Below are 26,922 nucleotides of genomic sequence, written 5' to 3' on the forward strand. Positions count from 1 at the left end.
GCCTGCCGCTAGCGTTCATCCTGAGCCAGGATCAAACTCTCCATTGTAAAATGTTTTGTTCGATTTCCCGACCCTATTATTAATTAATAGAATCTGTTATCATTATTGTATCTTTATACAGATCCCGCTTTTATATTGTAACTCTTCGGTTTGTTTCGGCCTTAGCCTCTACTCGCCTCCCGTTACGCTACATGATTTCCATTTCTTAAAAGAACTTATTCGCTTCATCATCCGAATCAGCTATATAATCATACCTTACTTTCGCTCGGCTTAACTTGTCATTTTATCAGTGTGAGAATCGCTCTCTTTCACTTTTCTTTTTCGAAGCTTTTCAACTTCTTTTTTTTATCGGCTAAACTCGCTTAGCCTCAACTTCTTTCGCCCTTTCAAGCTCCCTTCCGTTCGGGGTTGCAAAGGTAAAAACCTTTTTCTTATTTCCAAAAAATAAATTTTATTTATTTTTTGATGTTTTTCGCCGCTTTTCTCTCTTCTCTTTCTTCCTGCTTCTCAGCCGCTTTTAAACCTTCTTAAGAACCTCCGCTTCCTTTTCGAAGCGGCTGCAAAGGTGCGAATTTCTTTTCAATCTCACAAAAGATTTCTTAAAATCTTTTTCTCTTTTCCTCTTCGCCTTTTCTAACCTTTTAATGAACTTTCCCGCTTACTTCGTTTCCTCGTTTGCGGGCTGCAAAGGTACACGCTTTTTTCCTTTCTCCAAATCGTTTCTACTCTTTTCTCTTAATACTATCTTAACGCTTTGATAACGAACCCGAAAAAATCGTGAGTGGGTGCCTTGAGAAGCGCTTTTTAACATATTTACTCAGATGGTGGATATAAAACTGGTGAATAACGCCTACATATAGGTATATAATATTATATAGTGTCCCCCTTTTTCAACTTCAATTATCGGTACAGCCCAGTAGTTAAATAGAAAACGTAAGTCTACGTTAGGGATTGAAGCGGATACCGGCCTGTGACTAAGGCTTGCAGGCGTATGAGCATAAAGCCGGCCCGTTGGTTAACGGGAACGCCCATATTTTCTGAACCGTTGATCTTTTTGATTAAGTTGATTTCGCTGATTTTTTTCTGAACCGGGATTTGGGTGGATTAGGATGATTTATAGGATTTGCTTAGCATTCTGTTAATTTCTAAATTCTATAAATTCGAGTTCTGACAAAAAAATCCTACCCATCCTTTAATCCCTAAAATCGCGGTTCAGAAAAATAAAGCGGGTAAGTATGCTTCCCTTCCCTCATCCATATATACTATATATATTAGTCGTGCACATTTGTATTTCTTTTAATGGCCAATGGATACTGCTTTTCAACTTTGGTAAGTACTATATAAAGCGAATCCTTTTGAGGATTTAAACCTTTGATAATGAACTTCCCTGGTGAAGGTATTGTGTAGTTAAAGACGGTTTTATCTGTAGTATCAGCCCGATTTTTCAATGTAAAAACATGTTTGAGCGTATCCGCCTCATAACCGTAAAATAACCGGCCAACATTACCATAGTATTCTGTAGTGCGGATCTTATTCTGTGTATTGAGCTTAAACGGCTTAGCCACCTTGATGCTAATGGTGTTAAACTTTTCGAATACCACATTTTGCCAGCGTATAGTATCACCAGGCGAATATGGCAACGATTTGTTATTTACCCTGAATTCACTTACATCATAAAACCCTGTATAGCTTTTAATGCCATTATCCAGTGGTAATTTGAAAGTTTTACCGGCAGCATAAAGCTGCTCATAATGATATCCCCTGTAAAGTATGAACAGGAAAATAAACGCAGTTTTCAGTGCGGTACGCGCTATTCTTTTCCATTTGCCTGCATTGCCAGCAAATGGAATATAGCTGATAGCCGCTTGCCTGTGCCTGATGAGGATATTATAAAAAATATCTGCATCCTTTACAAGCAAGGCCAGCGAAAGAAACAGCAGGTGCAGGCTGGCCAGTTCAACCCCGGCATCATAACCGATATTTACAAACCAGATAGGTAGCAGGATAGCGATCATCATCAATGCCCCCAAGGTTGCAGTACGCCTAAAGAGAATTAAAACAGTTGCTATCAACTCAAATATCCCGGCAAACACCTCGAAAAAGGGAGATACGCCTGTGGTTAGCCAGTAAAGCTTACCGGGGGTAAAATCACCAAGGTTGGTATTTAACTGGCTTAAAGTTGGGAAAGGCATTTGTACCGGAAAAACCTTGGCTATGGCAAACCACGACATCCGCAATGCTATCTGGTACCTTACCAGTACAAAAAACCAGTTGTAAAGACGGCTATCTGCATCATTTTGAGTTAAAGCGTTTTGGTCTTTATAAATCTGTTTTTCTACAAGGGCCCAGATCACTCCACCAACCAAACAAACCAATAAAGTAATAAACCAGCCCGCATAGTTTTTACCTCCATCGCTGGCAAAAAACCATGGATTGTTTTGGCTGATCACATCAAGCCAGCGATATGGATATCCCTTAACCGAAAAACCAGCATCGAAGTCCTGCTGATAAAAAGAAGGAACAAAGGGAATTACTGTGATAGCCGAATACACAATACCCGCCCGGAGCAATACTTTTTGAAACAACCCCGGATTGGTTGGCGCAAAATCTACAACATCAGCCATATCAGGATAATCGTTTATTTACCGCGTTCCAGTTAACTACATTCCACCAGCCAGCAACGTACTCGTTACGCCGGTTTTGATATTTGAGATAATAGGCATGTTCCCAAACATCCAAAGCCAGCAGCGGCGTACCTTTTACCGCAGCGTTATCAAATAGCGGATTATCCTGGTTGCCAGTTGAGGTAATAACAAGTTTACCATTTTGATTCAGCAACCACACCCAGCCCGATCCAAAACGCCCAAGCGCAGCCTGCGAAAACTGATCTTTAAACTGGTCGAACGAGCCAAATGAAGCCGTAATGGCATCTTTGATCTTTCCATCCGGCCCAGCAGAATTTGGGGTCAAACTCTCCCAGAAAAAATTATGGTTCCAGGCACCACCGCCGTTGTTGCGCGCCTTTGGAGATAGTTGTGATGCATGGTCAAAAAACTCTTTCTCGGTAGTAAAGCTCAACTTTTCGGATACTATCGCTTCGTTAACGTTTCTAATGTAGGCTGTATGGTGTTTGGTGTAATGGATCTCGTTGGTTAAGCCGTCGATATATGGTTCTAACGCTTTATAATCAAAGCCAAGTGGCACCGGGCTAAATTTAAAAACATCACCTGTTTGCAAACGTGTTTCGTCGCTTTTATAAGCCGCCAATGCTTTATCGGCGCTTAATAAAAGCGGACCAGTTACGGCAACCGCTACGGTTGCTTTGAGGGTATTTTCAATAAATTGTCGTCTGCTATTAGTTTTCATAATACATAATTGGTTGTTAAATAATGAAGCTGCCCGGCTTTTTAAAACCGGGACAGCCCGTTGGCACAACTCATTCCACCATGCTGTGCTTTATCTTGATTTAGTTATGTGTCAATATAGTTGCACCTATTGCCGATGAGCCGGGAGTACCATTGATATAAATGGTGTAGATCTTTCCGGCAGCAAGCACCACGTTGTTCAGTTTGTTATCGGTGATATTAACCACCGAGTGATCAGAGGTTTGAGTAACGGCAAAATTAACCGTACCTGCATCAACAGAAACAAACGGCCCTAACGACCAGGTATTTAAACCCGCGCCCGACAGCACAGAACCACCTGTCCTGCCATAAGCTGTGCCGGTGAAAAGCGCGGCTTGCCCGGCCACGCCAAAATCAACATTAGGCGTGCCTGGCGCAAGGTTTACAAAACGAACTTTTGCTTTTCCGGCGGCCGGAGCGCTCAGATCATCATAAAAAAGGATCAGCGAGTCGGCGGTTGCTTTGGCATTTTTTACTGCGAAAACCGTGTGATAGTAATTGGCTATCGGCCCGTTAGGTCCGCCGGTTGAAGTAAACGTAGCGCTGTTGCCAAATTGCCTTGAAGCTTTGTATGAGGTATTTGTGCCTTCGGTAAAATTGATCTGCACATCGCCAAATTGAGTGTCCAGATAATCGCTTTTGGCGTTAATGGCTACTGCTGTTTTGGTTACTTGTGTGGTGTAGGCCCAAAATTGGATACCTACATTTACCGGTCGCGCGTTCACAAAGCTAATATGGGCACCAAGCGATGGCCTGTCGGCAGCGTTAATATCCAGGTAATCTGTTTTTTTGCAGGATGATGTGAATACGGCAATTACGCCCCCAAGCAACCACAATTTGCTGAGGTTTGACTTATAGGCCTTAGTTAAGGCTTTTTTATATGTTGATTTAAAAATGCTATTCATGATTGTGCTATTATAAGTGAGCTGATAGTTTAACAAATGGCTGGATGCCGGCGCTACCATTCTGGATGCCTACAATTGTAGGGTTACGCAAGCCTGCTAAAGATGGATCGGTGTAATCGCCCAGAACGTTGAATACGTTGTTTACTCCTACTGTGCCCTGAATTTTGCTGGTGAATTTGTACCCAACCGAAATATCTGTTACCCAGATAGGTTTTAGGTTTTGATAAAAATAAACCGGGTTAAGCGGATCTGTAGCGCTTACCAATGAAGCTGTAGTTACTTTGCCGAAGTACACAGTGCGTGCCAGGAAGGTGAACTTATCTACACTGTAAATACCTTGCAGGTTTACTTTTTGCGCCGGGATATTGGTAGTTACCCTCGCCCTTTCGCCGGGGCTCAGGATCACGTTTTTATATTTTTCGAGGCCTTTAGGTGTGTTTACTTTGGTTACCTCATTTTTTTCAAAGTTGCCGCCAAACAGGAAGTTGATATTTCCTTTATCCAACAACAACTTATAACTGCCTGTAAACTCAATTCCTTTTGTGCGGGTACTGAATTCGTTGTAAAAGAAATTGGCCTGTGCCGCGCCTGTTTGTTGGAACAAAGTTTTAACATCTGCAGGCAGGTTACTGTCCGACGAGGTAAAATTGCCGGTATTACCCACCCTGTTATCAATGTTGATCAGGTACGCATCGACAGTTAACTCCACATTACTACCAGGTGCCGAGGTTAAGCCCAAAGCATATCCTTTTGATTTTTCGGGCGATAATTTAGGGATGCCCAGGGCACGTGCCGCGGCACTTTGGTTGGACGCAGTTAGGATGTCGACACCCCTGCCCTGCTGAAAGGTTGTTGACACCGAGGTATAATAGGACTGTGCCAAATCCGGCGCGCGGAAACCGGTATTAGCCGAACCACGAAGGCTTAACCACCTTGCAAAGGAATAACGTGTAGCTGCCTTCCAGGTAAATACATTACCGAAATCAGAAAAATACTCGGCGCGACCAGCACCGGAAATAAGCCATTTTTTAGTCACGTTCAACTCCACATCAGCATAACCGGCGGTAACCGAGCGGCTCACATTAACCGCGTTTTCCGGGCGGAAACCTAAGTGGATCTGTGAACCTGCAGCCAAACCGTTTAATGAAGTTACACCGGCATTAGATAGATAAGGCAAACCACCGGCAGTAGTATCAATATCAACAATGGTACGCTGGTCTGCTTTTGAATAAGAAGCCTCCTCGCCGGCTATGATCTGGAAACCTTCAACACGGTGCTGCGCGCCGAAAGCTACGTTCAAGCCTTTTAGCAGGTTGCCGAAGTAACGGGTAAAATCTAACCCTGTAGTATTTTGACTGGCATTGTAACGCCCCGCATCAAAACTGGTTGGGCTTTTTAAACCTAAACTGGCATTCAGTGAATTATCAACCCGGTTGCCGAAGATGTTTTTGCCATATACGTTAGAGAAATCTACGTTCCATTCTCCAACCTTACCTTTTATACCTATGGCTATCGATTCATCAACAATGTTGTTTTCCATGGCTGGTAAAAAACCATCGGGATAAATAAAATTGTTGTTTCTTGATGTCCAACCCGGTAAACGATAAACCGCGGTAAACTGAGAGTTGCGGCTGCTTATACCACCAAAGGCATACAACTCAGCCGAGTTTTTTAATGGCAAACCCGCGTTAAAGAATAACAACGCATCCTGCCCTGCATTAGATCCGCCGCCGCGCTGATCAAAAAAGTGGCGATCGATGCCACGGCTTGCTAAAATAGCATCGTCAATAGCTTTAGTATATATTGCGTCGTAGGCACGGGTATTAGCACCGCCGCCATAGATAGGGCCATTGTACAAGCCGGCATCTTTCTTTCCGGCCGGTAATGAAATAGCTTGTGTGGCATATTCGGTAGTTACGTTTACATAGCCGCCGTTATTACCCAAACCAACACCGTAATTGGCACTGGTACGGGTAACCGCGCCATCACCACGCCTACGCACGCTTCCGGAAGTATTGACGGCAAAATCATCCGTTTTTTTCTTGAGTACGATATTGATTACGCCAGCGATCGCATCCGATCCGTATTGGGCAGCCGCTCCGTCTCTCAAGATCTCGATCCGGTCAATTGATCCGGTTGGGATGGAGTTAAGGTCGTAACCGGTTGATCCGTTACCTAAGCCACCATAGTTAACATTGGCGCTTTTATGCCTGCGCTTGCCATTTACCAACACCAGCACCTGGTCGGGACCTAAACCGCGCAACTGGGCAAGGCTTAATGCCGAACCGGCATCACCAGCGTTACTACCGTTTACCGAATGGAAAGATGGCGAGATGTATTGCAGGATCTGCGTTACGCTCACCTGCGGGGCCGATTCCAGTAATGGTTTCACATCAATCACATCTACCGCTACCGGCGAGTTGAGCTTAGTACGGTTGGCATTACGTGAACCAACAATCTGCACCTCATTCAGTGCGTTATTTTTTGATGGTTTCAGGCTGATCTGGAACTGTTTAATGCCATCTATTTCCACTTCCTGGGTTTCAAAGCCAACAAATGAAAATACCAGGTATTTACCATTACGGATCACTATGCTGAAACTGCCATCGGCTTTGGTTACAGCGCCTTCGTTCAATCCTTTTACGGTTATGGATACACCAGGCAAAGGCGCTTTATCATCGGCAGAGGTGACCACCCCGGTCACCGTTCGTTTTTGTGCAGATACGTTTTGCCCAAAAATGAGGGCGAAGAACATCAGCAGGAGTACAATTTTCTTCATTTTACAATAGTTAAAGGGCAAAGCAATGGCTACGGCGAGGCAAAAAGTGCCCCGTCGGCAATGCATGCCGGATTACAGTTAATTAGTTATTTGTTGGGAATATTTAGTTTGAGCCAGTTTTTAGCTTGAAGCGGTCGTCGGTAAGGGCTTTTAAAAACTCTACGATATCATCAATTTCGCCATTGGTAAGATTAAGCGGTTTTTCAAGGGCCAGATCGCGGTTGATACCATCTTTTACTACCAGCGATGGATTGTTATAATATTCAACCACCTCTTTCAGGGTTTTAAACTTACCGTTGTGCATGTAAGGAGCTGTAACAGCCACATTACGCAGACCAGGAATTTTAAACTCACCTTCTTCAGTTTTGCTTTTGGTGATGGCAGAGCGACCAGGATCATTCAGATCTTTCCCGTTGTACAAGCCAATACTTTTAAACCTATCGGCAGTAAAATCCTCGCCCGAGTGGCAGTTGTTACAGGCGGCTTTGCCGATAAAGAGCAGCCTGCCGCGTGCGGCAGATTCTGATATGGCGTGGTCATCGCCGTTTACATACCTGTCGTACGGGCTGTTTGATGTTTCAAGCGTGCGCTCAAATGAGGCAATGGCCTTCAACAGATTATCTTTGGTGGGTGCTGATTTAAATATTTTTTGAAAAGCATCGACGTAGTATTTATTGTCGTTTAATTTTTTTACGGCATCCTCAATCGGGAGGCCCATTTCTGCAGCCGATGTGATTGGGCCTAAAGCCTGCTCTTCCAGCGATGAAGCCCGGCCATCCCAAAACAGGTGCGGCCTGCCCGAAAGGTTGGTCAACCCCGGCGAGTTACGCACGGTAAGCTGCCCTTTTATCCCCGTGCTAAACACGGCATTATCCGCAAAAGCAAATTCCGGTTTATGGCATGATGAACAACTGATGGTATTATCACCCGATAGTATCGGATCGAAAAAAAGCTTTTCGCCAAGTTGCTCTTTGGTTTGCACATCATCTTTTGAGCCAACAAAGCTCATCGAACTTATAAATACAATACCCGCCCCTAAAACCAGTAATATTTTTCCTTTTTTCATATCAATATGCATTTAAGCTGCGGTTAAAATTCGGCCCATTGCCGAGGTTACCCAATAAAACCCCGGCTCCGGACCTACTCCAACTTTACAAGAGTTTTTAAATGCGTTTATTAGTCAGAACAATAGCCATCCAACCCAAAGGGATTGGTTTTCATTATCAAATAAGAGCTTTCAGAAGTTTTTCCAAATCCCCGCTTGAGAGGGGGCGCGCAGGAATGAGCGGTAGCAGGGGTGTGTTATACAAGCGATAAACCTCGCGTAAAGTAACACACCCCTCCACCCTCTCAAGAGTAATAGCCCATCATTAGACAATCTGCAAGATTATCGCCTGCATATTGACTCACCCCGACTTCGCTACGCTCGCCACCCCTCTCTACGCTGCGCGTAAAGAGGGGATTTCTTGTTTTTATTTTTCCTACCCTCTTTTCGGCTTGCCGAAGAGAGGGTGGTCCAGCGTAGCGTAGACCGGGTGAGTAATTCTTCGGCATGCTATCCAGCCATTTTTAGCCGTTTGTCAATTCATAGGTTATTACTCTCTCAAGAGGGGAATCGCACACATCCGAGCTTTTACCTCTTCTGAAAGAACATTAAAACTTTGCTTTACTGCGCGTTTGCGCTCAGGTTCACATTCAAATCAAAATCATCATAGATAACCTTGTCGCCCAGGTTTTCGAAAAAGTTTTTTGAACGGAATTTGATATCGTACTTGGTACGATCGATAGTGATTTTAGCGTTGGCAGTTAGTTTTTTGCCGTTAACAGCAACCGTAGCCGGGAAGCTTACATCGTTTGTAATACCTTTTATGGTAAGCTTGCCTTTAACATCGTACTGGTTACCGCTAGTTTTAGTTGCAGAACCTATCACAAAGGTTGCTTTAGGGAATTTTCCGGTATTGAAAAAGGTTTCACTTTTAAGCGTGCTAACCAGTTTTTCGTTTTGTGCCTGGTCGGTTACGTCGGCATCGGTAATAGTATTTAGGTCGATATCGAAACTGCCGCCTTTAAGGGCATTGTTTTCTACCGAGAAGTTGCCATTGCTGATCTTTACTTCGCCATTATGATCGCCGGTAGCTTTTTTGGCGGCCCAGGTAAGTTTACTGCCATCGTTATCAACTTTAAATGCTACAGCTTTAAAGTTTCTTTTTTCTTCTACCGTTCTGATGTTAACGGCTTTGCCTTTGGTAAGTTTAACAGTTTTAATGGTTGGATAAGTGAATGCCAATGCGCTTAGCGATACAAAAGCTGTAAACAGTACAGTGCCTGAAAATTTTGTCATGGTGGGTTATGGTCTTAAAGTTGTGTTAATTAAACCCGGCAAAGCTTTTACCCTTTGCCGGGTTAGGTGATTTAGTTTATTGTTTATTTTCCTTTTAAAGTTTCGTTGTTGCTATCGCCAGCGTTTGCTTCGGTTCCCGGGGCCGGTTCGGCTATCAATTCATCAAGCAGTTTGTTAAACTTTTTCTCGTAATCCCGATAGTATTTGCCGGTAACAGTGCCTGTGTAACCAGTGTAGATCTCCCTTACATCGCCCTTCCTATCAATTATAATAGTAGTTGGGAATGCCACAAATTTGTTCAGGGCAGGCAGTTTTTGCGATACCAGCTTTTTATCGGCAAGGCCTCCAAATAAAATATCGTATTGGATATTGTACTTTTCTTTAAGCTTACCTAAAGTGTATTGCGCATACTTCAAGCTATCCTTCTGCTCAAAACCAATGGCTATCGCTTCAACCCCACGGTTATGATTTTTGTTAAACCATGGCGAAAGGAACACGGTTTGATCGGTACAATTGGGGCACCAGGTACCAACAATTTCGATGATGGTAACTTTACCTTTGTACTTGGCATCACTTAATGAAACAGGGTTGCCGTTCAAGTCTGGAAATGTGAAATCCAGTTTTTTATATCCTTCTTTCAGGTAGGTTAACTTGTACGGATCAGGCAACTCGGCTTTATCATCCTTTACGGCGTCAAACTTGGTGTTGTCATAAATACCCTGACCAATCTCTCCGCTCAGCGTACCATCCGGGTTAATTTTGCCTTTGTAAATTTTGGGGCTTGGGCCGGTAAATCCACTCAGTTCAAATTCATCGCCCTGTACGGTGCCCTCCAGTTCGCGGCTGTCGCCGGTCACCTGCATAATTACGCCGGTAAGTTTATTGCCTGTTTGTTTCAGAACGGCAATTTTGTTGGGTACCTGGTCTTTTGAATAAACTTTCAGTTCCCATTTGCCAGTCAAGTTAGCTGTAGGGGCAACATCCTTACCGGGTTCAACAAAGCGGTAGCTTTTACCATACTCTGCAGTGAATGGTAATGAATTACCTCTAAAGCCCGGTACCAGGCTGCGGTATTCGCCGCTCAGAGTTCCATCTTCTTCTACTTTAGCTACAAGCGCGGCATCATAGGTATTCATTTTAATAAATACCGAATCTTTGCCAACCTGCTTTACATGGAAATTATCACGGCGCGAACCATTCAGGAGTGTAAATACCGCGTGTTCCGCATCCTTACCTTTCAGCTCGAAATTGAACGGCACTTTAGTTTCGGCCACGGTAAACACGCCGCGCCATACGCCTTCTTTTATAAATTTTACCGGTGGATTTTTGTCCGCGGCGTGCACGGTACCGGCCAGCAACAACCCTGCCGTCAGGCATTTGAATGAGGTGATTAAATTGAGTGTTTTCATTTGATAAATTATAGGATTAGTTAATAGTAGTTTATTTACCTTGATGTGCGGGCTGATCAACAACAGCAGCTGTTTCAGGTGCCGGTTCGGCGATAAGCTCATCCAACAGTTTGTTGAATTTCTTTTCGTAATCTTCGTGGTATTTGCCGGTTACGGTGCCGGTGTAGCCGGTATAGATCTCTCTTACATCGCCTTTTCTATCGATAATGATGGTAGTAGGGAAAGCAATGAATTTGTTAAGCGCAGGTAGTTTTTGCGATACCAGTTTTTTATCGGCCAAACCACCAAAAGCGATATCGTAATTGATAGCGTATTTATCACGTAGCTTACCTAAAGTGTATTTAGCGTATTCCAGGCTGTCTTTTTGCTCGAAGCCTAAAGCAATAGCTTCTACCCCACGCTGATGATTTTTATTGAACCATGGCGACAGGAACACAGTTTGATCTGTACAGTTAGGGCACCAGGTGCCGATGATCTCAACGATCACCACCTTGCCTTTGTATTTATTATCGCTTAACGATACTTGTTTGCCATCAATCCCCGGGAAAGAAAAATCAAGCTTTTTATAGCCTTCTTTCAGGAAAGTTAATTTATAAGGATCAGGAAGCTCAACTTCGGCTTTTTTGGTAGCATCAAACTTTAGGTTTTTATAGATGCCAAAACCCTGCTCGCCGCTCAATGTACCATCGGCATTGATCTTACCTTTAATAATAAACGGGCTTGGGCCGGTGAAACCGCTTAGTGCGAATTCATCGCCTTGCACGGTACCTTCCAGTTCGCGGGTATCACCAACTACGGTCATTACTACGCCGGTAAGTTTATTGCCTTTTTGTTTTAGCAGAGCGATAGATGCAGGGACGGCCTCTTTGCTGTAGGTTTTAATTTCCCATTTGCCGCTGAGGTCTGCAGTTGGAGCAACGTCTTTGCCGGGTTCAACAAAGCGGTAGGTTTTACCGTATTCGGCAGTAAAAGGTAGTGAGTTACCTCTGAAGCCGGGAACCAGGCTGCGGTACTCGCCGCTCAGCGTACCATCGTCTTCCACTTTTGCAACCAGCGCTGCATCATAGGTATTCATTTTGATGTAAACCGAATCCTGACCGATTGATTTTACATGGAAATCATCACGGCGGGAACCATTGATAAGCGTAAATGTGGCATGTTCAGCATCCTTTCCTTTCAGTTCGAAATTAAACGGCACTTTAGATTCGCTTACGGTGAACTCGCCGCGCCATTTACCTTCTTTTATAAACTTTGGTTTAGGGCCGTCGTGCGCAGAGGCAACGGCAACGCCTCCCAGTAAAAAGCTAACAGAAAGCAATTTAGCTTTGGATAAGTAGTTTGTGATTTTCATTTTTTATAAGTTTTAATTGTTGTTAATTAAGCTCCACGGCTAAAAATTTGACACAAAGAATCCCCCCGGCCCGGTTAAGGTCAATAAAAAAAGAGCAGTAAATTTTAAGGGATCGGTTTTTGTTTAAAACCAGAAGGCGTACTGAACCAAACAGCAACATCGCTTAATGGCAACAGACTGCAGGTGTAGATACGGATACTTTAATGTGTTCATGGTTTTTAGTTAATTTATATTCCGGCAGCAAAATCGCTATCGGAAAAAGTTTAGCACTTATTTCATTACTGAAAAGTTGCTATAAGATCATCGAGACTTCCTCTCCCTTATTCTTTATAAATCAACTAATTAATGGTGGGGTTAATTAGAATGCTGTAAAGATAGTAATAAATATGATAAATACAATAAAATCTATAGATTTAATAGAATATTTTTTTAATTATTTATGCTTTTATTAATTTCTTATCTTGTAAACGATCAACATCCTGGTCTGTACAGCACACGCCTGTTTTACCACCATAGCAAAGCAACGCACTTAGTACAGCCAGGATGTTGATCCTATTTCAAGATCAATTTCCGGTATAAACGGCGCGAATTAACAACAGTGGTAACTACAGAAAAGGATGCCACCATTCTGTACGCGGGCTTTAGTGATAAAATTAAATTTCGGTTTCATGGTATTAGTTTGTGTAAACCAGGTTTAAAGCAAGCGGCTTTATACCCGGCATGCTAACCATTTAACAGTTCAATTTGGTGGCTAATGAACTGTTAAACTATATTATTTGTTATTGATAAATTCGTTTAGTCTAAAGTCATAAGTTCAAAGTATAAAAAAAGAAAATAGACTTCAAACTTTCGACTTGAGACTTAGTACTATTTAACCGGGATGCTAAATTCTACATCCTCGGGCGGCAAACATTGTTGGTTACTGCATACCATATAATTTAGGGTACCGTTAACAGATACCTGCCCGTTTTTAAGCTTTACTTTTTGCTGAAAGATAACCGACTGCTCAAAATACTGCACATTCATACTGAATGCTTTTTCGTACTTGCTAACCGCCTTAGGTTCTGATGTATTGCCGTTCAGGGTATAATCATCACTTTTATCAAACCTGAACGAGGTTTTTACCGGCCCTCCATCAGCTACATTTTGCGAGTAGATGTGCCAGCCTTTATCAATAGTTGCTTTTATAAATACAACGGCCTGCTCCTTATCAATCTTTTTTGCCGCGTACGACCATTTTACCGGTGCAAGGATCTGCGAGTAAGCAACGGTGCCGATAATGGAAGTTAAAGCTGTAAATATGATTTTTTTCATTTGTTATAGATAGATGTTGTTTTTGTTGAAAGCCTAACAGGTAAATAATCAACAACAACAATTATCTATATAGCAGGTATTGATCAAGGGTTTTAAAGTTTTAGTGTATAAGCAGGTTTTCATCTCTTTTAGTCTTGTTTTTCATTCTCAATAAAACTTACCTGGAAAAGAGCCGTGGAGATATTGGTAAAACCTGTAGCATCTTATCTTTCTCCTTTGCGGGAGCAGGAATTAGCACCTTTTACATATTAGTTGTACAGGTTGCCAAGACTTCATGGGGCCTTTCCCTCCGTCTTTTCTGGATAAGTATTAAAGAACTGATGATGCAAACATACAATAAAATCTATTAATCCTATAGATTTTATATAATTTATTTTCTTATCATTGCAACACAGGTATTAACCATTGAAAAGCACCACCAAAATCACTCTTTAAAACACTTTATTAATTATCTAAATGCCCGATCAGAAACCAAAACAAACAGCCCTTGGCGATGTAGCCGCCAGGCAGTTGGCCGTAGCCACCCGTACCGTTCCGCAACTGTCAACCATTACCCCGCGTTGGTTAACACATTTATTAAACTGGATCCCTGTTGAGTCTGGTGTTTACCGCTTAAACAAGGTTGTTGATGCCAACAATGTAGAGGTTGATTGCTCCAACCGCGATGAGCGCGAACTGCCATCAACTTATGTTGATTACGAAGAAAACCCACGCGAGTACAACCTGAGCGCTGTGAACACAGTATTGGATGTACACACCCGTGTATCCGATCTGTACAGCAAACCTTACAACCAGATCAGCGAGCAGTTACGCCTTACCATCGAGATTGTTAAAGAACGCCAGGAAAGCGAATTGATCAACAATACCGAATATGGTTTATTGAGCAGCGTAGCACCATCTCAAAAAATAAAAACAAGGCTTGGCCCCCCTACCCCTGATGATCTGGACGAACTGATCACTAAAGTTTGGAAAGAGCCTGGATTTTTCCTGCTGCACCCTTTGGCTATAGCGGCTTTCGGTCGTGAATGTACCCGTCGTGGCGTACCGCCGCCAACCGTTTCCTTATTTGGTTCGCAGTTTATTACCTGGAGAGGCATCCCGCTTATCCCTTCTGATAAATTACCTATCGTTAACAACAAATCAAAAATTATCCTTTTACGCACAGGAGAGAGCCGTCAGGGCGTGGTTGGCTTGTTCCAGCCGGGCTTACCGGGAGAGCAATCACCAGGTTTATCAGTACGGTTTATGGGCATTAATAATAAAGCCATTGCCTCATACCTGGTATCGCTTTATTGCTCGTTAGCTGTGTTGGTTGATGATGCTATAGCTGTTTTAGAGGATGTTGATTTAGGTAATTACCATGAGTACAAATATTAATCCGGATAACCTGCCCGATCTGCAGGCGCTTGAACAGCTGGCCAACCAGTTTTTCAAAGCCGGACCGGGAGGTATCGTCAATCAATTACCCGTTCAGCAGGCCCCCGGGTCAATTCCGCTGGCGGGCAATGTGGCTGATGCGAGCTTATTTAATGCGCCACAGCAGCAGGTAAGCGCGCCTGCCGCTACACCGCCTTCAAGTACTATTGGCGGTGGCGGCGTATCGCCATCGGCCATTAACCAGAACAACGCGATCAATCTTAAAGATCCGCAAACCAGTTTCGCCGATCCTAATTTAAACGCGCATGCCAATGCTTCGGAGCCTGTTCAGCATAGCCCGGTTAATGCTTTTGGCGGGCAATTGCCTGCTAAGCCGGGCTTTGGCTATGATTCTTATCTGGTAAAAACTGATCTGATACCTGATGTAGATCTGAAGCAAAACTTTAAGGTTGAACAGCTTTCAACTGCTCCCGAAAACCTGCTTCACCTGCCGTATCAGCATGATCAGCCTTTTGATATTGATCTGAACAGGATACTGAGTAATATCAATACCTCGGGACCCTCAAATGCTTTACCGTTTACCGGCGCACCTGTTGCTACCGAAATTCCTTTTTATTTTTTGTCGGATGGCCATGGCTTGCCAGCGGTAAAATCTGACAGGGAAAAAGCAAAGCAAGTTGGTATCAGTGGTATCGTCACTCCGCCGTTTGATGTAAACGTTGTGCGGCGCGATTTTCCGATATTGCAGGAACAGGTGAATGGCAAACAACTGGTATGGCTGGACAATGCCGCCACTACTCAAAAGCCTAAACAGGTAATTGACCGCATCACCTACTTTTACGAGCACGAAAACTCGAACATCCACCGTGCCGCGCACGAATTAGCTGCGCGGGCTACAGATGCTTATGAAGGTGCACGCAAAAAAGTGCAAACCTTTTTGAATGCGCGTTCCATCAACGAGATCATTTTTGTACGTGGCGCTACCGAAGCCATCAACTTCGTAGCCAAAAGCTGGGGCGAGCAAAATTTGGTTGCCGGAGATGAAATCATTGTTAGTCAACTGGAACACCATGCCAACATTGTTCCGTGGCAGCAGCTTGCCGCTAAAAAGGGTTTGAAAATTAAAGTGATCCCTGTTGACGACGACGGACAGATCATACTGGACGAATATGTAAAACTGCTTGGCCCTAAAACCAAACTGGTTTCATTTACCCAGGTATCAAACGCCTTAGGTACGGTTACTCCGGCTGTGCAAATTGTTCATCTGGCGCATTTGGCAGGAGCTAAAGTACTGGTGGATGGTGCTCAATCTGTATTACATATGCCGGTTGATGTGCAGACTCTAAATGCCGATTGGTTTGTGTTTTCAGGCCACAAGGTGTTTGGGCCTACAGGTATCGGTGTGCTTTATGGCAAAGAAGATCTGTTAAACCAAACCCAGCCATGGCAGGGCGGCGGCAACATGATCAAGGATGTTACTTTCGAGTACACCCAATACCATGATGCCCCCGGCAGGTTTGAAGCCGGTACCGGTAATATTGCCGATGCCGTTGGCCTTGGCGCTGCCATTGATTATGTAACCCGTTTGGGTATGCCGGCAATTGCCCAATACGAACACTATTTGCTTGTTTATGCAACCCAGTTGTTAAAAGAGGTAAAAGGGATCCGGTTGATTGGTACAGCACATGAAAAGGCAAGCGTATTATCATTTGTGCTGGATGGCTACAAAACTGAAGAGGTTGGTCATGCTTTAAATGAACAAGGCATCGCGGTACGGTCGGGGCATCATTGCGCCCAGCCTATTCTTAGGCGATTTGGTGTTGAAGCAACAGTACGCCCTTCGCTGGCATTTTATAACACCTGTGCCGAAATTGATTTACTGGTAAACACGCTTCATAGTCTTAAACGATAACCACCAAAACCACCACATGAGAGACGATAAGCTTGACAGTTTTATACAATTGCTTTATCAAACCCATAAAGCCGAATGGGAAGCTACTCCGAAGATCAGACAGTGCGTTGGCTGGCTGTCTGATCTGTTTGAGTTTTTATTCCCGAACAACCACGCCAACAAATTATCGATATATGGCGGTCACCTGAAAAAGAACCAGATTGATCTCGAAAACATCCTACTAAGCTATCTTGATCCGAAAGATATAGATATTGAGGGCGTGGTTGCCTCGTTTTATGATGCTTTGAACGAGATCTACCAAAACCTGCGGCACGATGCCTCCATGATCTACGAGAAAGACCCGGCCGCCACCAGCGTGCACGAGGTAATTGTATCTTATCCGGGCTTTTACGCCATCGCGGTTTATCGCATAGCGCATCAGCTTACCCGGCTGGCTATCCCTATTTTGCCACGGATCTTATCCGAACACGCGCATGGTAAAACAGGTGTAGATATCCATCCCAAAGCAGAAATTGATGTGCCCTTTTGTATCGATCATGGTACCGGCATCGTGATAGGTGCCACAAGTGTTATCGGCAAAAATGTAACTATTTATCAGGGGGTAACATTAGGGGCCTCGCAGGTAAGCAAGGATCTGTCGGAAACAAAGCGCCACCCAACCGTTGAGGACAACGTGGTGATCTACGCACGCAGCACCATTTTAGGCGGCCGAACGGTAATTGGCCATCACAGTGTAATTGGAGGTAGCGTGTTTTTAACAAAAAGCGTACAGCCGTTTTCGCATGTTTTCAATACCCACCAGTTAAGGATAGAGGTTAAGGAAGGCCTGCAATAATTTTAAAAATATCATGGTATCTAAACTCAGCTCATCAGAGATCATACATTTCCTGCTCATCCTCCTGCTCATCCTCATCCCGGCGAGGTTACTTGGCGAACTATGCCGCAGGTACAAACTCCCGGCTATCATCGGCGAGATCTTCGCCGGGATTATTGTAGGGCCTACTGTGGTGGGCGCATTAGCTCCCGGTCTTTTTGATAACATATTCCTGTCAACACCGCACGCGTTCCAGGCATTTGATGGCATTGCCAATATCGGTATCATTTTACTGATGTTTATTGCAGGTTTTGAGGTTGATTTGAAACAGATCAGGCAGAACGGCAAGCAGGCAATCAGTATCAGTCTGACGGGTATTTTATTTCCTTTCGCGATTGGCTTTGGCGCGGTGTGGTTTCTGTACCAAAGCCATTTCGCCAATGGCTTTAATAACCAGTTGGTTACCTCGCTGTTTTTCGGTACGGCGTTATCCATCACTGCCTTATCAGTAATTGCCAAAATCCTTTTAGACCTTGATCTGCTCAATACCCGCATCGGCAATATCGTGCTGACATCGGCCATGGTTGATGATTTTTTGGGATGGATCTTGTTTTCGATTATTATCCAATTGATGAACGTTGGCAAGGGTGACGCTTCATTTTGGGCTGTGAGTATCGTTGTGCTTTATGCCATTTTTATGCTCACCGGCGGGCGTTGGATAATCCATAAATTACTTGCGTTAGCCGGAAAAGGCGAAAAACCCGGCAGGGTACTTACTATGGCTGTTTGCCTTTGCCTTATCAGTGCCTGTATTACAGAAGGCCTCGGCGTGCGTGGTATTTTCGGAGCGTTTTTGGTTGGTATCGGAATTAACGATTCACCATATTTCAGCGAGAAACATAAGCATGTTTTGCATCAGTTCACCATTAATGTATTAGCGCCATTGTTTTTTGCTTCGGTAGGTTTACGGTTAAATTTCATAGCAAATTTTAACCTCGAAGTGGTGGTGATCATCCTGGTTATAGCCTGCCTTGCTAAACTGATAGGCGCCGGTATAGGCAGCGCCATGAGCGGCATGAGCAAAAATGAATCGATAGCGGTAGCCTTCGGGATGAATGCCAGGGGATCGCAGGAGATAGTTTTAGGTTTACTGGCCCTGCAGGCAAAAATCATCAGCGGACCGGTATTTGAAGGTTTGGTGGTGATGACCGTTGCAACCATGATCATATCCGGCCCTATCATGAAACATTATTTTTTGAAGGAGCAAAGGGCGCAGTCTGAACGAACAACTACTTTGCAACGTAAAACCATACAAGCTGAACCAAATGAACAGCTTTTATAATTGAGTTTTACGAAGCGACTAAACAACAATAACCCGAAAAGAAATTAAAAGGAGGAAAATTTAAAGGTAAAGGGGGAGCAATGAGTGTAAAGGAGATCATATACAACCCTTCATGATAAAATCACCCCATCCCCCACTTTATAAACTTCATGAAATTTGATACCTTGTTTTTCGAAGTGCTTAACATAGGCCGCATATCGCTGAACGATAAAAAAATCTTTAGCGTAGCCATCATGTACCGGGAAAATTTGTTTTGGCTTTAATTCATCGGCAAATGCGGCGATGGTTGGTTCATTAGTAAAAGGGGCCATGGTAACCATCAGCAATAGTTCGATACCCTTAAAATTCAAAAGCTTATCCTCCATCGAATCAACCGGGTGCAACACTTTATTATTGATGAGGAAGCCGGTCATTTGTGGCAAAGGGTTATCCATGATCAGTTCGTGCTTAACCGGGAACGCCTGGAGTTTAAACGGTCCGGCCTTATGTGTGCCTTCCTCTAAAATAAGGTATTTGATATCAGTTTTATCCAGTTCTTTAGAAACCTGCGTGTTGGTGATCACGGTTGCGCCGCTTAATTCCACAATACTTTTCAAAATATCTACATCGAAGTGATCTGGGTGAATATGTGTGATAACTATGCTTCGCACATCTTTAAACATCCCGGGCGTTACCAAACCTTCGGCAAATGAAAACCTGCCGGGATCAAATAATAACTGGTAATTATCCAATTCGAACAAAAGGCACGAGTGAAGGTATTTAGAGATTTTCATAAGCTGGATTAGAGGGTGATGCTTTTCTCCTTAAATATACATAGGAAATATCAGGTAGTTTTAAAAAGTTAATTAGTCCGGGGCAACAATTGCAAAATCACTTACCTTGCACTGTTCAATCCAATACCTGTTTAAAAAACATACTATCAATTTATGATAAAAGATACGCTCAAAAAATTGATCATTCGCGATCTTGAAAAGTTAAAACTGGAAATAGAGGCTTACCAAAACGAAGACAAGATCTGGCATATCGAAAAAAGCATCCTAAACTCGGCAGGAAACCTTTGCCTGCATTTGGTTGGTAATTTGAATACGTATATAGGTGCAGAATTTGGCAATACCGGTTATGTTAGAAATCGCGAAGATGAGTTCGCGCTAAAAAATGTACCACGTGCTGAACTAATGGGTAAAGTTGAAGGAACGATCCTAATGATTGAAAAAACCTTCGACCTGATATCAGATGAGCAGTTAAACGAAAAATATCCGGCCGAGATCATACTAAAAGATGCAACTACCGAATACTTCTTTGTTCACCTGGCCATGCACCTCGGCTACCATTTGGGGCAGATCAATTATCATAGGCGATTGCTGGACAATTGATCACCAATCCATCAAACACAAATTTATAACAACTCCGTAGCCAAATTAGCCAACTCACTCCGCTCCCCTTTTTGCAGGGTGATGTGCGCATATAGCGGGTGCCCTTTAGCTTTATCGATCAGATAAGATAATCCATTACTTTCGGCATCAAGATATGGCGTATCTATCTGGTAAATATCACCGGTAAATACAAACTTGCTATTCTCACCGGCACGCGAAATGATGGTTTTAACCTCATGTGGCGTAAGGTTCTGGGCCTCATCAACTATAAAAAAGATCTTGCTCAGTGTTCGCCCGCGAATAAAGGCCAGCGGCGCTATCGAGATCTTATCGTTATTTACCAGTTCGTCAATTTTGGCCTGCATTTTTTCGTCGTCGGCAAACTGATCTTTAATAAATTTCAGGTTATCCCATATCGGGGCCATGTATGGGTCTATTTTCGATTTGATATCGCCGGGTAAAAACCCGATATCTTTATTGCTTAAGGGTACTATTGGCCGGGTAACAAAAATTTGGCGGTAATATTTGCGTTGCTCAAGCGCGCTGGCCAATGCCAGCAATGTTTTGCCCGTGCCTGCATTACCCTGAATAGTTACCAGTTTTATATCCGGGTGTAAAAGCGCATGGATAGCGAACGACTGCTCAACATTACGGGGATGAATATTCAACACGGGCTGCTCAATTACCTTTTCCAGCTGTTTACTTTGCGAATTGTAAAAACCAACCACATCGCTCTTTTTACCTTTTAGCACGTAAAAGTGATTATTGGTATAAGATGTAATGTTCAGGTTTTCTGCGGGCAGATTCTCATTTTTATTTAAGGTAGAGATCAACTTCTCAGTTACCTTATTTACATCGGTTTTACCGGTATAAAGTTCTTCAAGGTTTTTAACCTTGCCGGTTTCATAATCTTCGGCATGTAAGTTTAAGGCTTTTGCCTTTAGGCGCAGACAAATATCCTTCGATACCAATACTACCTTTTTCTCGGGATTCTCTTCCTGTAAACCCAAGGCGGCGTTCAGTATGCGATGATCTGTTTTATCCGAACCAAAGATCTGTTCGGCATCCAATCCGGTGTTTTTAACGTCCATAGCAACCTTAAAACGGCCTTTGCTTTTGCCGTTGAGGGGCAACCACTCGTTCACCACATTGTTGTGCGACCAATCATCCATCAGTCTGATAAAGCTGCGGGCCTCAAAATTACGGGTATCGTTGCCGTTTTTCTTGTTATCAAGTTCTTCCAGTACCTGCACAGGTATGGCTACGTCATGTTCCTGGAAATTTTGAAATGCATTGTGATCGTATAGGATCACGGAGGTATCTAAAACAAATATTTTCTTCTGGTTACGCTGGCCGTCCTTATTCATATCCGTTAAAAATAATGATTTTAGGTTTTGAAGACAAGATATCCCCAAAAACAAAAAACCTATAAAAGCGAAAACGGGAGTCATCTCTTGCGATTTGAACTCCCGTTTCCAAACTGTTGCTTAACCGTAGTTGCCCAACAGCATCAAGTTTTGTGTATTTTTGACCGACATGATCTTCGTCCGTTGCTCTCACGAGCGGTCGACTAACCTTCAATGTCATCCGGTTTCTGTTTTCTGCTCTCCGTAGACAGCTTTCTTCTTAATTCCGGCACCTCCTTTAACCGTTTTCTTTTTTCTAAAGGCTCTCGCCTTTTTCATTTTTTCGTTCGGCTCAGGGACTTCTTTTGATCTTTAGCGCTCCCGAAGGTTTGCCCGATTCAATTTCTGTTTTCCTGAAAGGTTGTCAAAGTACGTCGTTCTTGATGATTTCAATATCGGGACATAATCGCGATTTGGCAAATATTTTTCATTGTTTTTATTAACAGGTTATCAACCACAAATCAGCACTTATTAACAATAAACAATCAATCGTTTTTAGCTGTAAATACTACTAATCAGCCAGATACGCTACACGGTTATTAACATCGCCCTTTTTCCACCAACAGGCTTAAAAGCTATGCTGCACAAACTATCAAAAACGCGCGAAATCAGAAAAACGTTAAATTTTTTCTGTTAAATGCCGCCAATATCGCTTAGGAATATGGCGCACATGGAGCCTGGTATTTTTGCGCGAAGCGATGTTTACACTGGTAAAATAGTTTTTCCATAAGCTTTGATACATGCCTTCGTCTTCGCTATATGCAGCTATCACATCTGTTGGTTTACCCCCATCGGCAAAATCCATCTCGATAAATTGGGTATCATGCAAATCATAATACAAACCGTAGTTTCTTTTAATATCATAGATCATCCATTTCTGATCGGCATAGCGACTTTTAAAATGCTTGATGAGTAGTGGCAATACATTAAAATCAGGTTCTATACCAGCATAAAATGTTCCGTCGTTCAACTTCTGGAACCGAACAAAGGCTTCCATCCTATGCTTTTCGCGTCGAACCATTTTCAAAATTTCAGATAGGCGCATCACATATTTGTTACCGTAGTCTTCCTCAATATTAATATCGCTATCAAAAGCATAGCGGATAAAGCCAAGGATATTATGATCTTCACCGGCAATTTCTGCCATATGGGTTATATATAAACGTTGTACCCCTGCCGCCGAAAGTTTTTTTCGCAATCCCCGGAGCACACGGTTGGCCCGCACTTCATCCGTAATGATCGGAATTACCTCTTCAAACAAAGCCTCGTTACGCCACTCCCCTGTTATCAATTTTACATGATGCATCTTGCGATCGTATATTTCAAATACGGCCGTCAGCAATCCTTCAAATGTTCCATCGTACAATAGCGTATGCATAATTAAAATAGGCTAAATTGTGTTTGCGTATTTTTAATGTATTTGCTTTGCGATTCGGCCAGGATAAACTGCTTTATGTTTTGCCCGGTAAGGTCGCGCCGTTCAAACTCGTTGCTTTTACAGGTTATAAAATACCGGGCACGGTTAACAGCCACTCCTATCTTTTTCAGTTGCTCCCAACCTAACCGGGCAAACTTGCGCGCACCAACTATTTTTTGTGCCGATAATAAACCAATACCGGGCACCCGTAAAATCAATTGCAGATCGGCCTTATTAATATCAATAGGAAAAACCTGCATATTGCGGATGGCCCAACTTAGTTTTGGATCTATATCCAGATCAAGTAGTGGGTTGCCCTCGTTCACTATTTCATTAACATGGAAGCCATAAAAGCGCATTAACCAATCGGCCTGGTAAAGTCGGTTCTCGCGCACCATGGGTACGGCAGTATTCAAGGCAGGCAAACGCTGATCGGCCAGAACAGGCACATACCCGGAATAATAAACCCGCTTTAAATTGAAGTTTTTATAAAAATAGTTGGCCGACTGTAAAACCTGCTGATCGCTTTCTGGTGTAGCTCCTACTATTACTTGTGTGCTTTGCCCGGCGGGCGCAAACATCGGGGTGCTTTTAAAAAGCTTTTTCTCTTCTTTATTTTGGATGATCTCATCCTTTAAAAACCTCATCGGATCGATCATATCCTGGCGGTTTTTATCTGGCGCCAATAATTTTAAACCTGCTTCGGTAGGCATTTCCAGGTTAACGCTTAGCCTATCAGCATACAGCCCTGCTTCACGCATTAACTCATCACTTGCACCGGGGATGGATTTTAAGTGGATGTAGCCGTTAAAATTATGCTCGGTACGGAGTTTCTTTGCCACGCGCACCAGCCGTTCCATGGTATAATCGGCATCTTTAAAAATACCGGAACTTAGGAACAGACCCTCAATATAATTGCGGCGGTAAAAATTGATAGTAAGATCAACCACTTCCTGCACAGTAAAGGCGGCACGTTTGATATCATTATTTTTTCGGGATACACAGTAAGCACAATCAAATATGCAGTGGTTGGTAAGCAAAATTTTCAGTAAAGAAACGCACCGGCCATCCTCAGTATAACTATGACAAATACCGTTACTGGCATTGCCCAAGCCCTTATCTTTGTTTTTTCTTTTACTCCCGCTTGATGCACATGATACATCATATTTGGCCGCATCGGCCAAAATATTAAGCTTTTCTGTTATCCTTTCCTCATTCATACCAAATCAAAAATACTAATATTTTTAGTATTTTATAATTATTAGGATAATTTTTTTCTGACCCGGGATTGGGGAGATTTATAGGATTGGTTGAATATTAAAAATCAACGTAAATCCTATTAATCCCCAAAATCCACCAAAATCACGGTTCAGACAACCTCAAATCAACCCAAACAAATCAACAACGATGAGGTTGCTTTACAAAGGAGGAACCAAATCATGGAAAAATTATATACCGCTGTAGTAACAGCAAAAGGTGGCCGTGATGGCCATATCAAATCAGAAGATGGCGTTATTGATATGCAACTAAAGGCTCCCGCAGCATTGGGCGGCGAAGACGGTTATGCCAATCCGGAGTTATTATTTGCTGGTGCCTGGGGCGCCTGTTATCTAGGGGCTTTAGGCTCGGTTGGTAAACGGGATAATGTAGATGTAACCCAGGCTACGGTTGATGTACATATATCATTCAATAAGGAAAGCGAAGCGGCTTATGCTTTATCGGCCGAATTGCACGTGCATATTCCCGGAGTAGATTGGGATATTGCCCAGAAAATGGCCGAAGCCGCACATCGTGCCTGTCCATATTCAAAGGCAACAAGGAATAATATTGCCGTTAAAGTTTTGGCCGATTAAAATGAATCAGGCCGACATAAAAAATGTCGGCCTGATTTTAATTCTTATAGTATTTAATTAACCTTAAAAGAGTTAACAGCTTTATCAAATACATCCTGAAAACCAGGTTTATCTGCGGCCAGTTCGGTAGTGGTAATGATATAAGCCGAACCGTCATTAGCCGGTATTACATATGAACCAAGTTGTAAATCAAGGTTCTGAACAACGGCATTATACTTTATCACTTTACTCTTTATCCCATTAATTGTAATATCTGTTTGCTTAAGATTTACAGGCTCCACTCCCCCCATATGTTTAAGGTTATAATCAATATATTCATCAAAGCTCATCCCTTTCATATTATCCTTAAGAATATTCAGATTAACCTGGAAACCATTAGCTTTTGGACCCATAAGAAAGGTGAACCTAACGCCGTTTGCTTCTTTTTCAACACGCTGCCAGCCTTCAGGAATATCGATAGTAAAACCCCTCGCAGTATCTTTTAATGTTTTTGCCGACTGTACGTAAGATTTAATTTGAGCATCAAGATCGTTCTTTTTTTGATTACCCCTACACGAAAAAAAGGCCACAATTACTGCAAGGCCCAATAATTTAATTGATTTGTTTTTCATAATAACGTTTAAGTTTTATGAAGTAAACTTAAAAAAGTTTTTTGGTTCTGAAGTCATAAAAAAGAGCCGCCCCACTGGGGCAGCCCTCAAACCAAACTAACTACTTTATGAAAACAGTCTTTAATTATTTTACAGCTATTTCTCTTGATTGAAATTTAGCTTCTTCTCTTTTAGCTACGGTAAGCTTCAAGATACCGTCGGTGTAATCAGCCTCAATTTTTGACTGATCGGCGCTTTCTGGTAAAGTGAATGACCTTACAAATGAATTGTAGCTGTATTCGCGTTTGCTGAATTTTTTACCTTCTTCAACATTTTCAGCTTTCTTTTCGGCAGCAACACTTAATACGTTTTTGTCGATGTTGATCTTGAAATCTTCTTTTTTCAAACCGGGAACGGCTAATTCAATGTGAAATTCGTTTTCGGTTTCGGCAATGTTAACAGCAGGCACACGGGCAATCAATTTATCGCTTAAAAATGAATCATTGATCAGTGAATCAAATACATCGCTAAAAAACGGGTTAGCTGATGTATTTTTAAGGCCGTTGTTGAATTTTACTAATGTCATGGTTGTATGTTTTAAAAGTTTTGTTTTTTGTTAACTTCACAACCTATTAATCAACTGCTGTACCAACAGCAAAAACGCCTAATTTAACCGACAAAAAGACACGTTCATTTATTTTAGGCAGACAAAATGACCGAAAATGGCTGAAAAACTTACTGATTACAAATATAAAACCCCTATCCCTATCCGCTTTTCGGATATAGATTCATTCGGGCACGTAAACAATGCGGTGTATTTAACCTATTTTGAAATTGCCCGCATTGGATATTGGAAAGAAGCTATTGAATGGGACTGGAATAATACCGGCATTATCCTGGGGCGCTCGGAGATCAACTATTTAAAACCCTTAACTGTGCAGGATAATATAGCTTGTTATGTGCGCACTATACGTATAGGCAACAGTAGCTTTGATATGATGCATGTTTTAGTAAAGATAACCCCAGCGGGCGAGGAAATTGTAACCACAGGGAAAACAGTATGCATTAGCTATGATTATTCGGCCAATAAATCTGTGCCCATCCCTACGCCGGAACGACATAGAATGATCAATTATGATGAGCCGAGGTTGATTTTGAATACGAATTAATTCTCCCTCCATGTCATTTGCGAGGTACGAAGCAATCGCACATAGGCGGTCCGCTCTGTATAGTTCGCGATTGCTTCGTACCTCGCAATTGTAAAGGTTAGATAATTCGGTAACAGAATTAGGGATTATTTTTGTTGTTTAGGGTAGCCATATCAATGGGCTTTTT

Annotated in this window: 22 protein-coding genes and 2 riboswitches; of the genes, 7 read left to right on the top strand and 15 right to left on the bottom strand. The window is 42.7% G+C overall.

The window, feature by feature from the left end:
• Nucleotides 1-1,271: 1,271 nt before the first annotated feature.
• From AAFN85_RS31700 to AAFN85_RS31740, 9 genes are all read right to left on the bottom strand, one after another.
• Nucleotides 1,272-2,624: a hypothetical protein gene (locus AAFN85_RS31700; protein WP_347531992.1), complete on the bottom strand. Its 1,353-nt coding sequence runs from the start codon at nt 2,622-2,624 to the stop codon at nt 1,272-1,274.
• Nucleotide 2,625: 1 nt separating this feature from the next.
• Nucleotides 2,626-3,366, bottom strand: a complete 741-nt coding sequence (locus tag AAFN85_RS31705) for a superoxide dismutase (RefSeq protein WP_347531993.1) — start codon at nt 3,364-3,366, stop codon at nt 2,626-2,628.
• Nucleotides 3,367-3,466: 100 nt separating this feature from the next.
• Nucleotides 3,467-4,309 carry a DUF4397 domain-containing protein gene (locus AAFN85_RS31710; protein ID WP_347531994.1) on the bottom strand — a complete coding sequence of 281 codons (843 nt, stop codon included), beginning with the start codon at nt 4,307-4,309 and terminating at the stop codon, nt 3,467-3,469.
• A gap of 10 nt (nt 4,310-4,319) precedes the next feature.
• Complete coding sequence (locus tag AAFN85_RS31715; RefSeq protein WP_347531995.1) at nt 4,320-7,088, bottom strand: TonB-dependent receptor; 2,769 nt, start codon at nt 7,086-7,088, stop codon at nt 4,320-4,322.
• 103 nt (nt 7,089-7,191) lie between these two features.
• Nucleotides 7,192-8,154: a cytochrome c peroxidase gene (locus AAFN85_RS31720; RefSeq protein WP_347531996.1), complete on the bottom strand. Its 963-nt coding sequence runs from the start codon at nt 8,152-8,154 to the stop codon at nt 7,192-7,194.
• A gap of 600 nt (nt 8,155-8,754) precedes the next feature.
• A complete protein-coding gene (locus AAFN85_RS31725; protein WP_347531997.1) occupies nt 8,755-9,429 on the bottom strand; it encodes a YceI family protein in 675 nt (224 codons plus the stop codon).
• Between the two features lie 83 nt (nt 9,430-9,512).
• A complete protein-coding gene (locus AAFN85_RS31730; RefSeq protein WP_347531998.1) occupies nt 9,513-10,838 on the bottom strand; it encodes a TlpA disulfide reductase family protein in 1,326 nt (441 codons plus the stop codon).
• 31 nt (nt 10,839-10,869) lie between these two features.
• Nucleotides 10,870-12,189, bottom strand: a complete 1,320-nt coding sequence (locus AAFN85_RS31735) for a TlpA disulfide reductase family protein (protein WP_347531999.1) — start codon at nt 12,187-12,189, stop codon at nt 10,870-10,872.
• Between the two features lie 224 nt (nt 12,190-12,413).
• Nucleotides 12,414-12,525, bottom strand: a riboswitch (SAM riboswitch).
• Between the two features lie 531 nt (nt 12,526-13,056).
• Nucleotides 13,057-13,503 carry a protein-disulfide reductase DsbD domain-containing protein gene (locus AAFN85_RS31740; protein ID WP_347532000.1) on the bottom strand — a complete coding sequence of 149 codons (447 nt, stop codon included), beginning with the start codon at nt 13,501-13,503 and terminating at the stop codon, nt 13,057-13,059.
• Between the two features lie 200 nt (nt 13,504-13,703).
• Nucleotides 13,704-13,812: riboswitch (SAM riboswitch) on the bottom strand.
• A 147-nt stretch (nt 13,813-13,959) separates the two neighbouring features.
• Between AAFN85_RS31740 and AAFN85_RS31745 the strand changes: the two genes are divergently transcribed.
• Genes AAFN85_RS31745 through AAFN85_RS31760 form a run of 4 tightly spaced genes read left to right on the top strand, consistent with a single transcriptional unit; the run spans nt 13,960 to nt 18,948 of the window.
• Nucleotides 13,960-14,880, top strand: coding sequence for a family 2A encapsulin nanocompartment shell protein (locus AAFN85_RS31745; RefSeq protein ID WP_347532001.1), 921 nt, complete (start codon nt 13,960-13,962; stop codon nt 14,878-14,880).
• Complete coding sequence (locus tag AAFN85_RS31750; RefSeq protein WP_347532002.1) at nt 14,864-16,792, top strand: family 2A encapsulin nanocompartment cargo protein cysteine desulfurase; 1,929 nt, start codon at nt 14,864-14,866, stop codon at nt 16,790-16,792. Before AAFN85_RS31745 ends, AAFN85_RS31750 begins: the two co-directional genes overlap by 17 nt.
• A gap of 16 nt (nt 16,793-16,808) precedes the next feature.
• A complete protein-coding gene (locus tag AAFN85_RS31755; RefSeq protein ID WP_347532003.1) occupies nt 16,809-17,627 on the top strand; it encodes a serine O-acetyltransferase in 819 nt (272 codons plus the stop codon).
• Between the two features lie 13 nt (nt 17,628-17,640).
• Nucleotides 17,641-18,948: a cation:proton antiporter gene (locus AAFN85_RS31760; protein ID WP_347532004.1), complete on the top strand. Its 1,308-nt coding sequence runs from the start codon at nt 17,641-17,643 to the stop codon at nt 18,946-18,948.
• A gap of 110 nt (nt 18,949-19,058) precedes the next feature.
• Here AAFN85_RS31760 and AAFN85_RS31765 read toward each other — a convergent pair whose 3' ends face one another.
• Nucleotides 19,059-19,721 (bottom strand): MBL fold metallo-hydrolase, encoded by a 663-nt coding sequence (locus AAFN85_RS31765; protein WP_347532005.1) that lies wholly within the window; start codon nt 19,719-19,721, stop codon nt 19,059-19,061.
• Between the two features lie 153 nt (nt 19,722-19,874).
• On the opposite strand from AAFN85_RS31765, the gene AAFN85_RS31770 reads away from it, so the two are divergent.
• Nucleotides 19,875-20,321 carry a DUF1572 family protein gene (locus tag AAFN85_RS31770; protein ID WP_347532006.1) on the top strand — a complete coding sequence of 149 codons (447 nt, stop codon included), beginning with the start codon at nt 19,875-19,877 and terminating at the stop codon, nt 20,319-20,321.
• Between the two features lie 23 nt (nt 20,322-20,344).
• On the opposite strand, the gene AAFN85_RS31775 is transcribed toward AAFN85_RS31770, so the two are convergent.
• The 3 genes from AAFN85_RS31775 to AAFN85_RS31785 form a co-directional block, all read right to left on the bottom strand.
• Nucleotides 20,345-21,688 carry a PhoH family protein gene (locus AAFN85_RS31775; protein WP_347532007.1) on the bottom strand — a complete coding sequence of 448 codons (1,344 nt, stop codon included), beginning with the start codon at nt 21,686-21,688 and terminating at the stop codon, nt 20,345-20,347.
• 658 nt (nt 21,689-22,346) lie between these two features.
• Entirely contained in the window at nt 22,347-23,105 is a 759-nt protein-coding gene (locus AAFN85_RS31780; RefSeq protein WP_347532008.1) for a TIGR03915 family putative DNA repair protein, read from the bottom strand.
• A gap of 2 nt (nt 23,106-23,107) precedes the next feature.
• Complete coding sequence (locus AAFN85_RS31785; protein ID WP_347532009.1) at nt 23,108-24,364, bottom strand: putative DNA modification/repair radical SAM protein; 1,257 nt, start codon at nt 24,362-24,364, stop codon at nt 23,108-23,110.
• A gap of 219 nt (nt 24,365-24,583) precedes the next feature.
• Between AAFN85_RS31785 and AAFN85_RS31790 the strand changes: the two genes are divergently transcribed.
• Entirely contained in the window at nt 24,584-24,997 is a 414-nt protein-coding gene (locus AAFN85_RS31790) for an Ohr family peroxiredoxin (protein ID WP_347532010.1), read from the top strand.
• A 53-nt stretch (nt 24,998-25,050) separates the two neighbouring features.
• On the opposite strand, the gene AAFN85_RS31795 is transcribed toward AAFN85_RS31790, so the two are convergent.
• Both AAFN85_RS31795 and AAFN85_RS31800 read right to left on the bottom strand, forming a co-directional pair.
• Nucleotides 25,051-25,608: a PsbP-related protein gene (locus tag AAFN85_RS31795; protein ID WP_347532011.1), complete on the bottom strand. Its 558-nt coding sequence runs from the start codon at nt 25,606-25,608 to the stop codon at nt 25,051-25,053.
• A gap of 124 nt (nt 25,609-25,732) precedes the next feature.
• Entirely contained in the window at nt 25,733-26,173 is a 441-nt protein-coding gene (locus AAFN85_RS31800; RefSeq protein WP_347532012.1) for an Hsp20/alpha crystallin family protein, read from the bottom strand.
• A 136-nt stretch (nt 26,174-26,309) separates the two neighbouring features.
• Between AAFN85_RS31800 and AAFN85_RS31805 the strand changes: the two genes are divergently transcribed.
• Nucleotides 26,310-26,756 (top strand): acyl-CoA thioesterase, encoded by a 447-nt coding sequence (locus AAFN85_RS31805; RefSeq protein WP_347532013.1) that lies wholly within the window; start codon nt 26,310-26,312, stop codon nt 26,754-26,756.
• Nucleotides 26,757-26,922 lie beyond the last annotated feature (166 nt).

Source organism: Mucilaginibacter sp. CAU 1740 (assembly GCF_039839285.1).
Classification (GTDB): domain Bacteria; phylum Bacteroidota; class Bacteroidia; order Sphingobacteriales; family Sphingobacteriaceae; genus Mucilaginibacter.

Bases quoted from the DNA above. Each gene is read 5' to 3' on its own strand.
- AAFN85_RS31700 (WP_347531992.1), bottom strand. From the start codon at position 2,624: ATGGCTGATGTTGTAGATTTTGCGCCAACCAATCCGGGGTTGTTTCAA.
- AAFN85_RS31705 (WP_347531993.1), bottom strand. From the start codon at position 3,366: ATGAAAACTAATAGCAGACGACAATTTATTGAAAATACCCTCAAAGCA.
- AAFN85_RS31710 (WP_347531994.1), bottom strand. From the start codon at position 4,309: ATGAATAGCATTTTTAAATCAACATATAAAAAAGCCTTAACTAAGGCC.
- AAFN85_RS31715 (WP_347531995.1), bottom strand. From the start codon at position 7,088: ATGAAGAAAATTGTACTCCTGCTGATGTTCTTCGCCCTCATTTTTGGG.
- AAFN85_RS31720 (WP_347531996.1), bottom strand. From the start codon at position 8,154: ATGAAAAAAGGAAAAATATTACTGGTTTTAGGGGCGGGTATTGTATTT.
- AAFN85_RS31725 (WP_347531997.1), bottom strand. From the start codon at position 9,429: ATGACAAAATTTTCAGGCACTGTACTGTTTACAGCTTTTGTATCGCTA.
- AAFN85_RS31730 (WP_347531998.1), bottom strand. From the start codon at position 10,838: ATGAAAACACTCAATTTAATCACCTCATTCAAATGCCTGACGGCAGGG.
- AAFN85_RS31735 (WP_347531999.1), bottom strand. From the start codon at position 12,189: ATGAAAATCACAAACTACTTATCCAAAGCTAAATTGCTTTCTGTTAGC.
- AAFN85_RS31740 (WP_347532000.1), bottom strand. From the start codon at position 13,503: ATGAAAAAAATCATATTTACAGCTTTAACTTCCATTATCGGCACCGTT.
- AAFN85_RS31745 (WP_347532001.1), top strand. From the start codon at position 13,960: ATGCCCGATCAGAAACCAAAACAAACAGCCCTTGGCGATGTAGCCGCC.
- AAFN85_RS31750 (WP_347532002.1), top strand. From the start codon at position 14,864: ATGAGTACAAATATTAATCCGGATAACCTGCCCGATCTGCAGGCGCTT.
- AAFN85_RS31755 (WP_347532003.1), top strand. From the start codon at position 16,809: ATGAGAGACGATAAGCTTGACAGTTTTATACAATTGCTTTATCAAACC.
- AAFN85_RS31760 (WP_347532004.1), top strand. From the start codon at position 17,641: ATGGTATCTAAACTCAGCTCATCAGAGATCATACATTTCCTGCTCATC.
- AAFN85_RS31765 (WP_347532005.1), bottom strand. From the start codon at position 19,721: ATGAAAATCTCTAAATACCTTCACTCGTGCCTTTTGTTCGAATTGGAT.
- AAFN85_RS31770 (WP_347532006.1), top strand. From the start codon at position 19,875: ATGATAAAAGATACGCTCAAAAAATTGATCATTCGCGATCTTGAAAAG.
- AAFN85_RS31775 (WP_347532007.1), bottom strand. From the start codon at position 21,688: ATGAATAAGGACGGCCAGCGTAACCAGAAGAAAATATTTGTTTTAGAT.
- AAFN85_RS31780 (WP_347532008.1), bottom strand. From the start codon at position 23,105: ATGCATACGCTATTGTACGATGGAACATTTGAAGGATTGCTGACGGCC.
- AAFN85_RS31785 (WP_347532009.1), bottom strand. From the start codon at position 24,364: ATGAATGAGGAAAGGATAACAGAAAAGCTTAATATTTTGGCCGATGCG.
- AAFN85_RS31790 (WP_347532010.1), top strand. From the start codon at position 24,584: ATGGAAAAATTATATACCGCTGTAGTAACAGCAAAAGGTGGCCGTGAT.
- AAFN85_RS31795 (WP_347532011.1), bottom strand. From the start codon at position 25,608: ATGAAAAACAAATCAATTAAATTATTGGGCCTTGCAGTAATTGTGGCC.
- AAFN85_RS31800 (WP_347532012.1), bottom strand. From the start codon at position 26,173: ATGACATTAGTAAAATTCAACAACGGCCTTAAAAATACATCAGCTAAC.
- AAFN85_RS31805 (WP_347532013.1), top strand. From the start codon at position 26,310: ATGGCTGAAAAACTTACTGATTACAAATATAAAACCCCTATCCCTATC.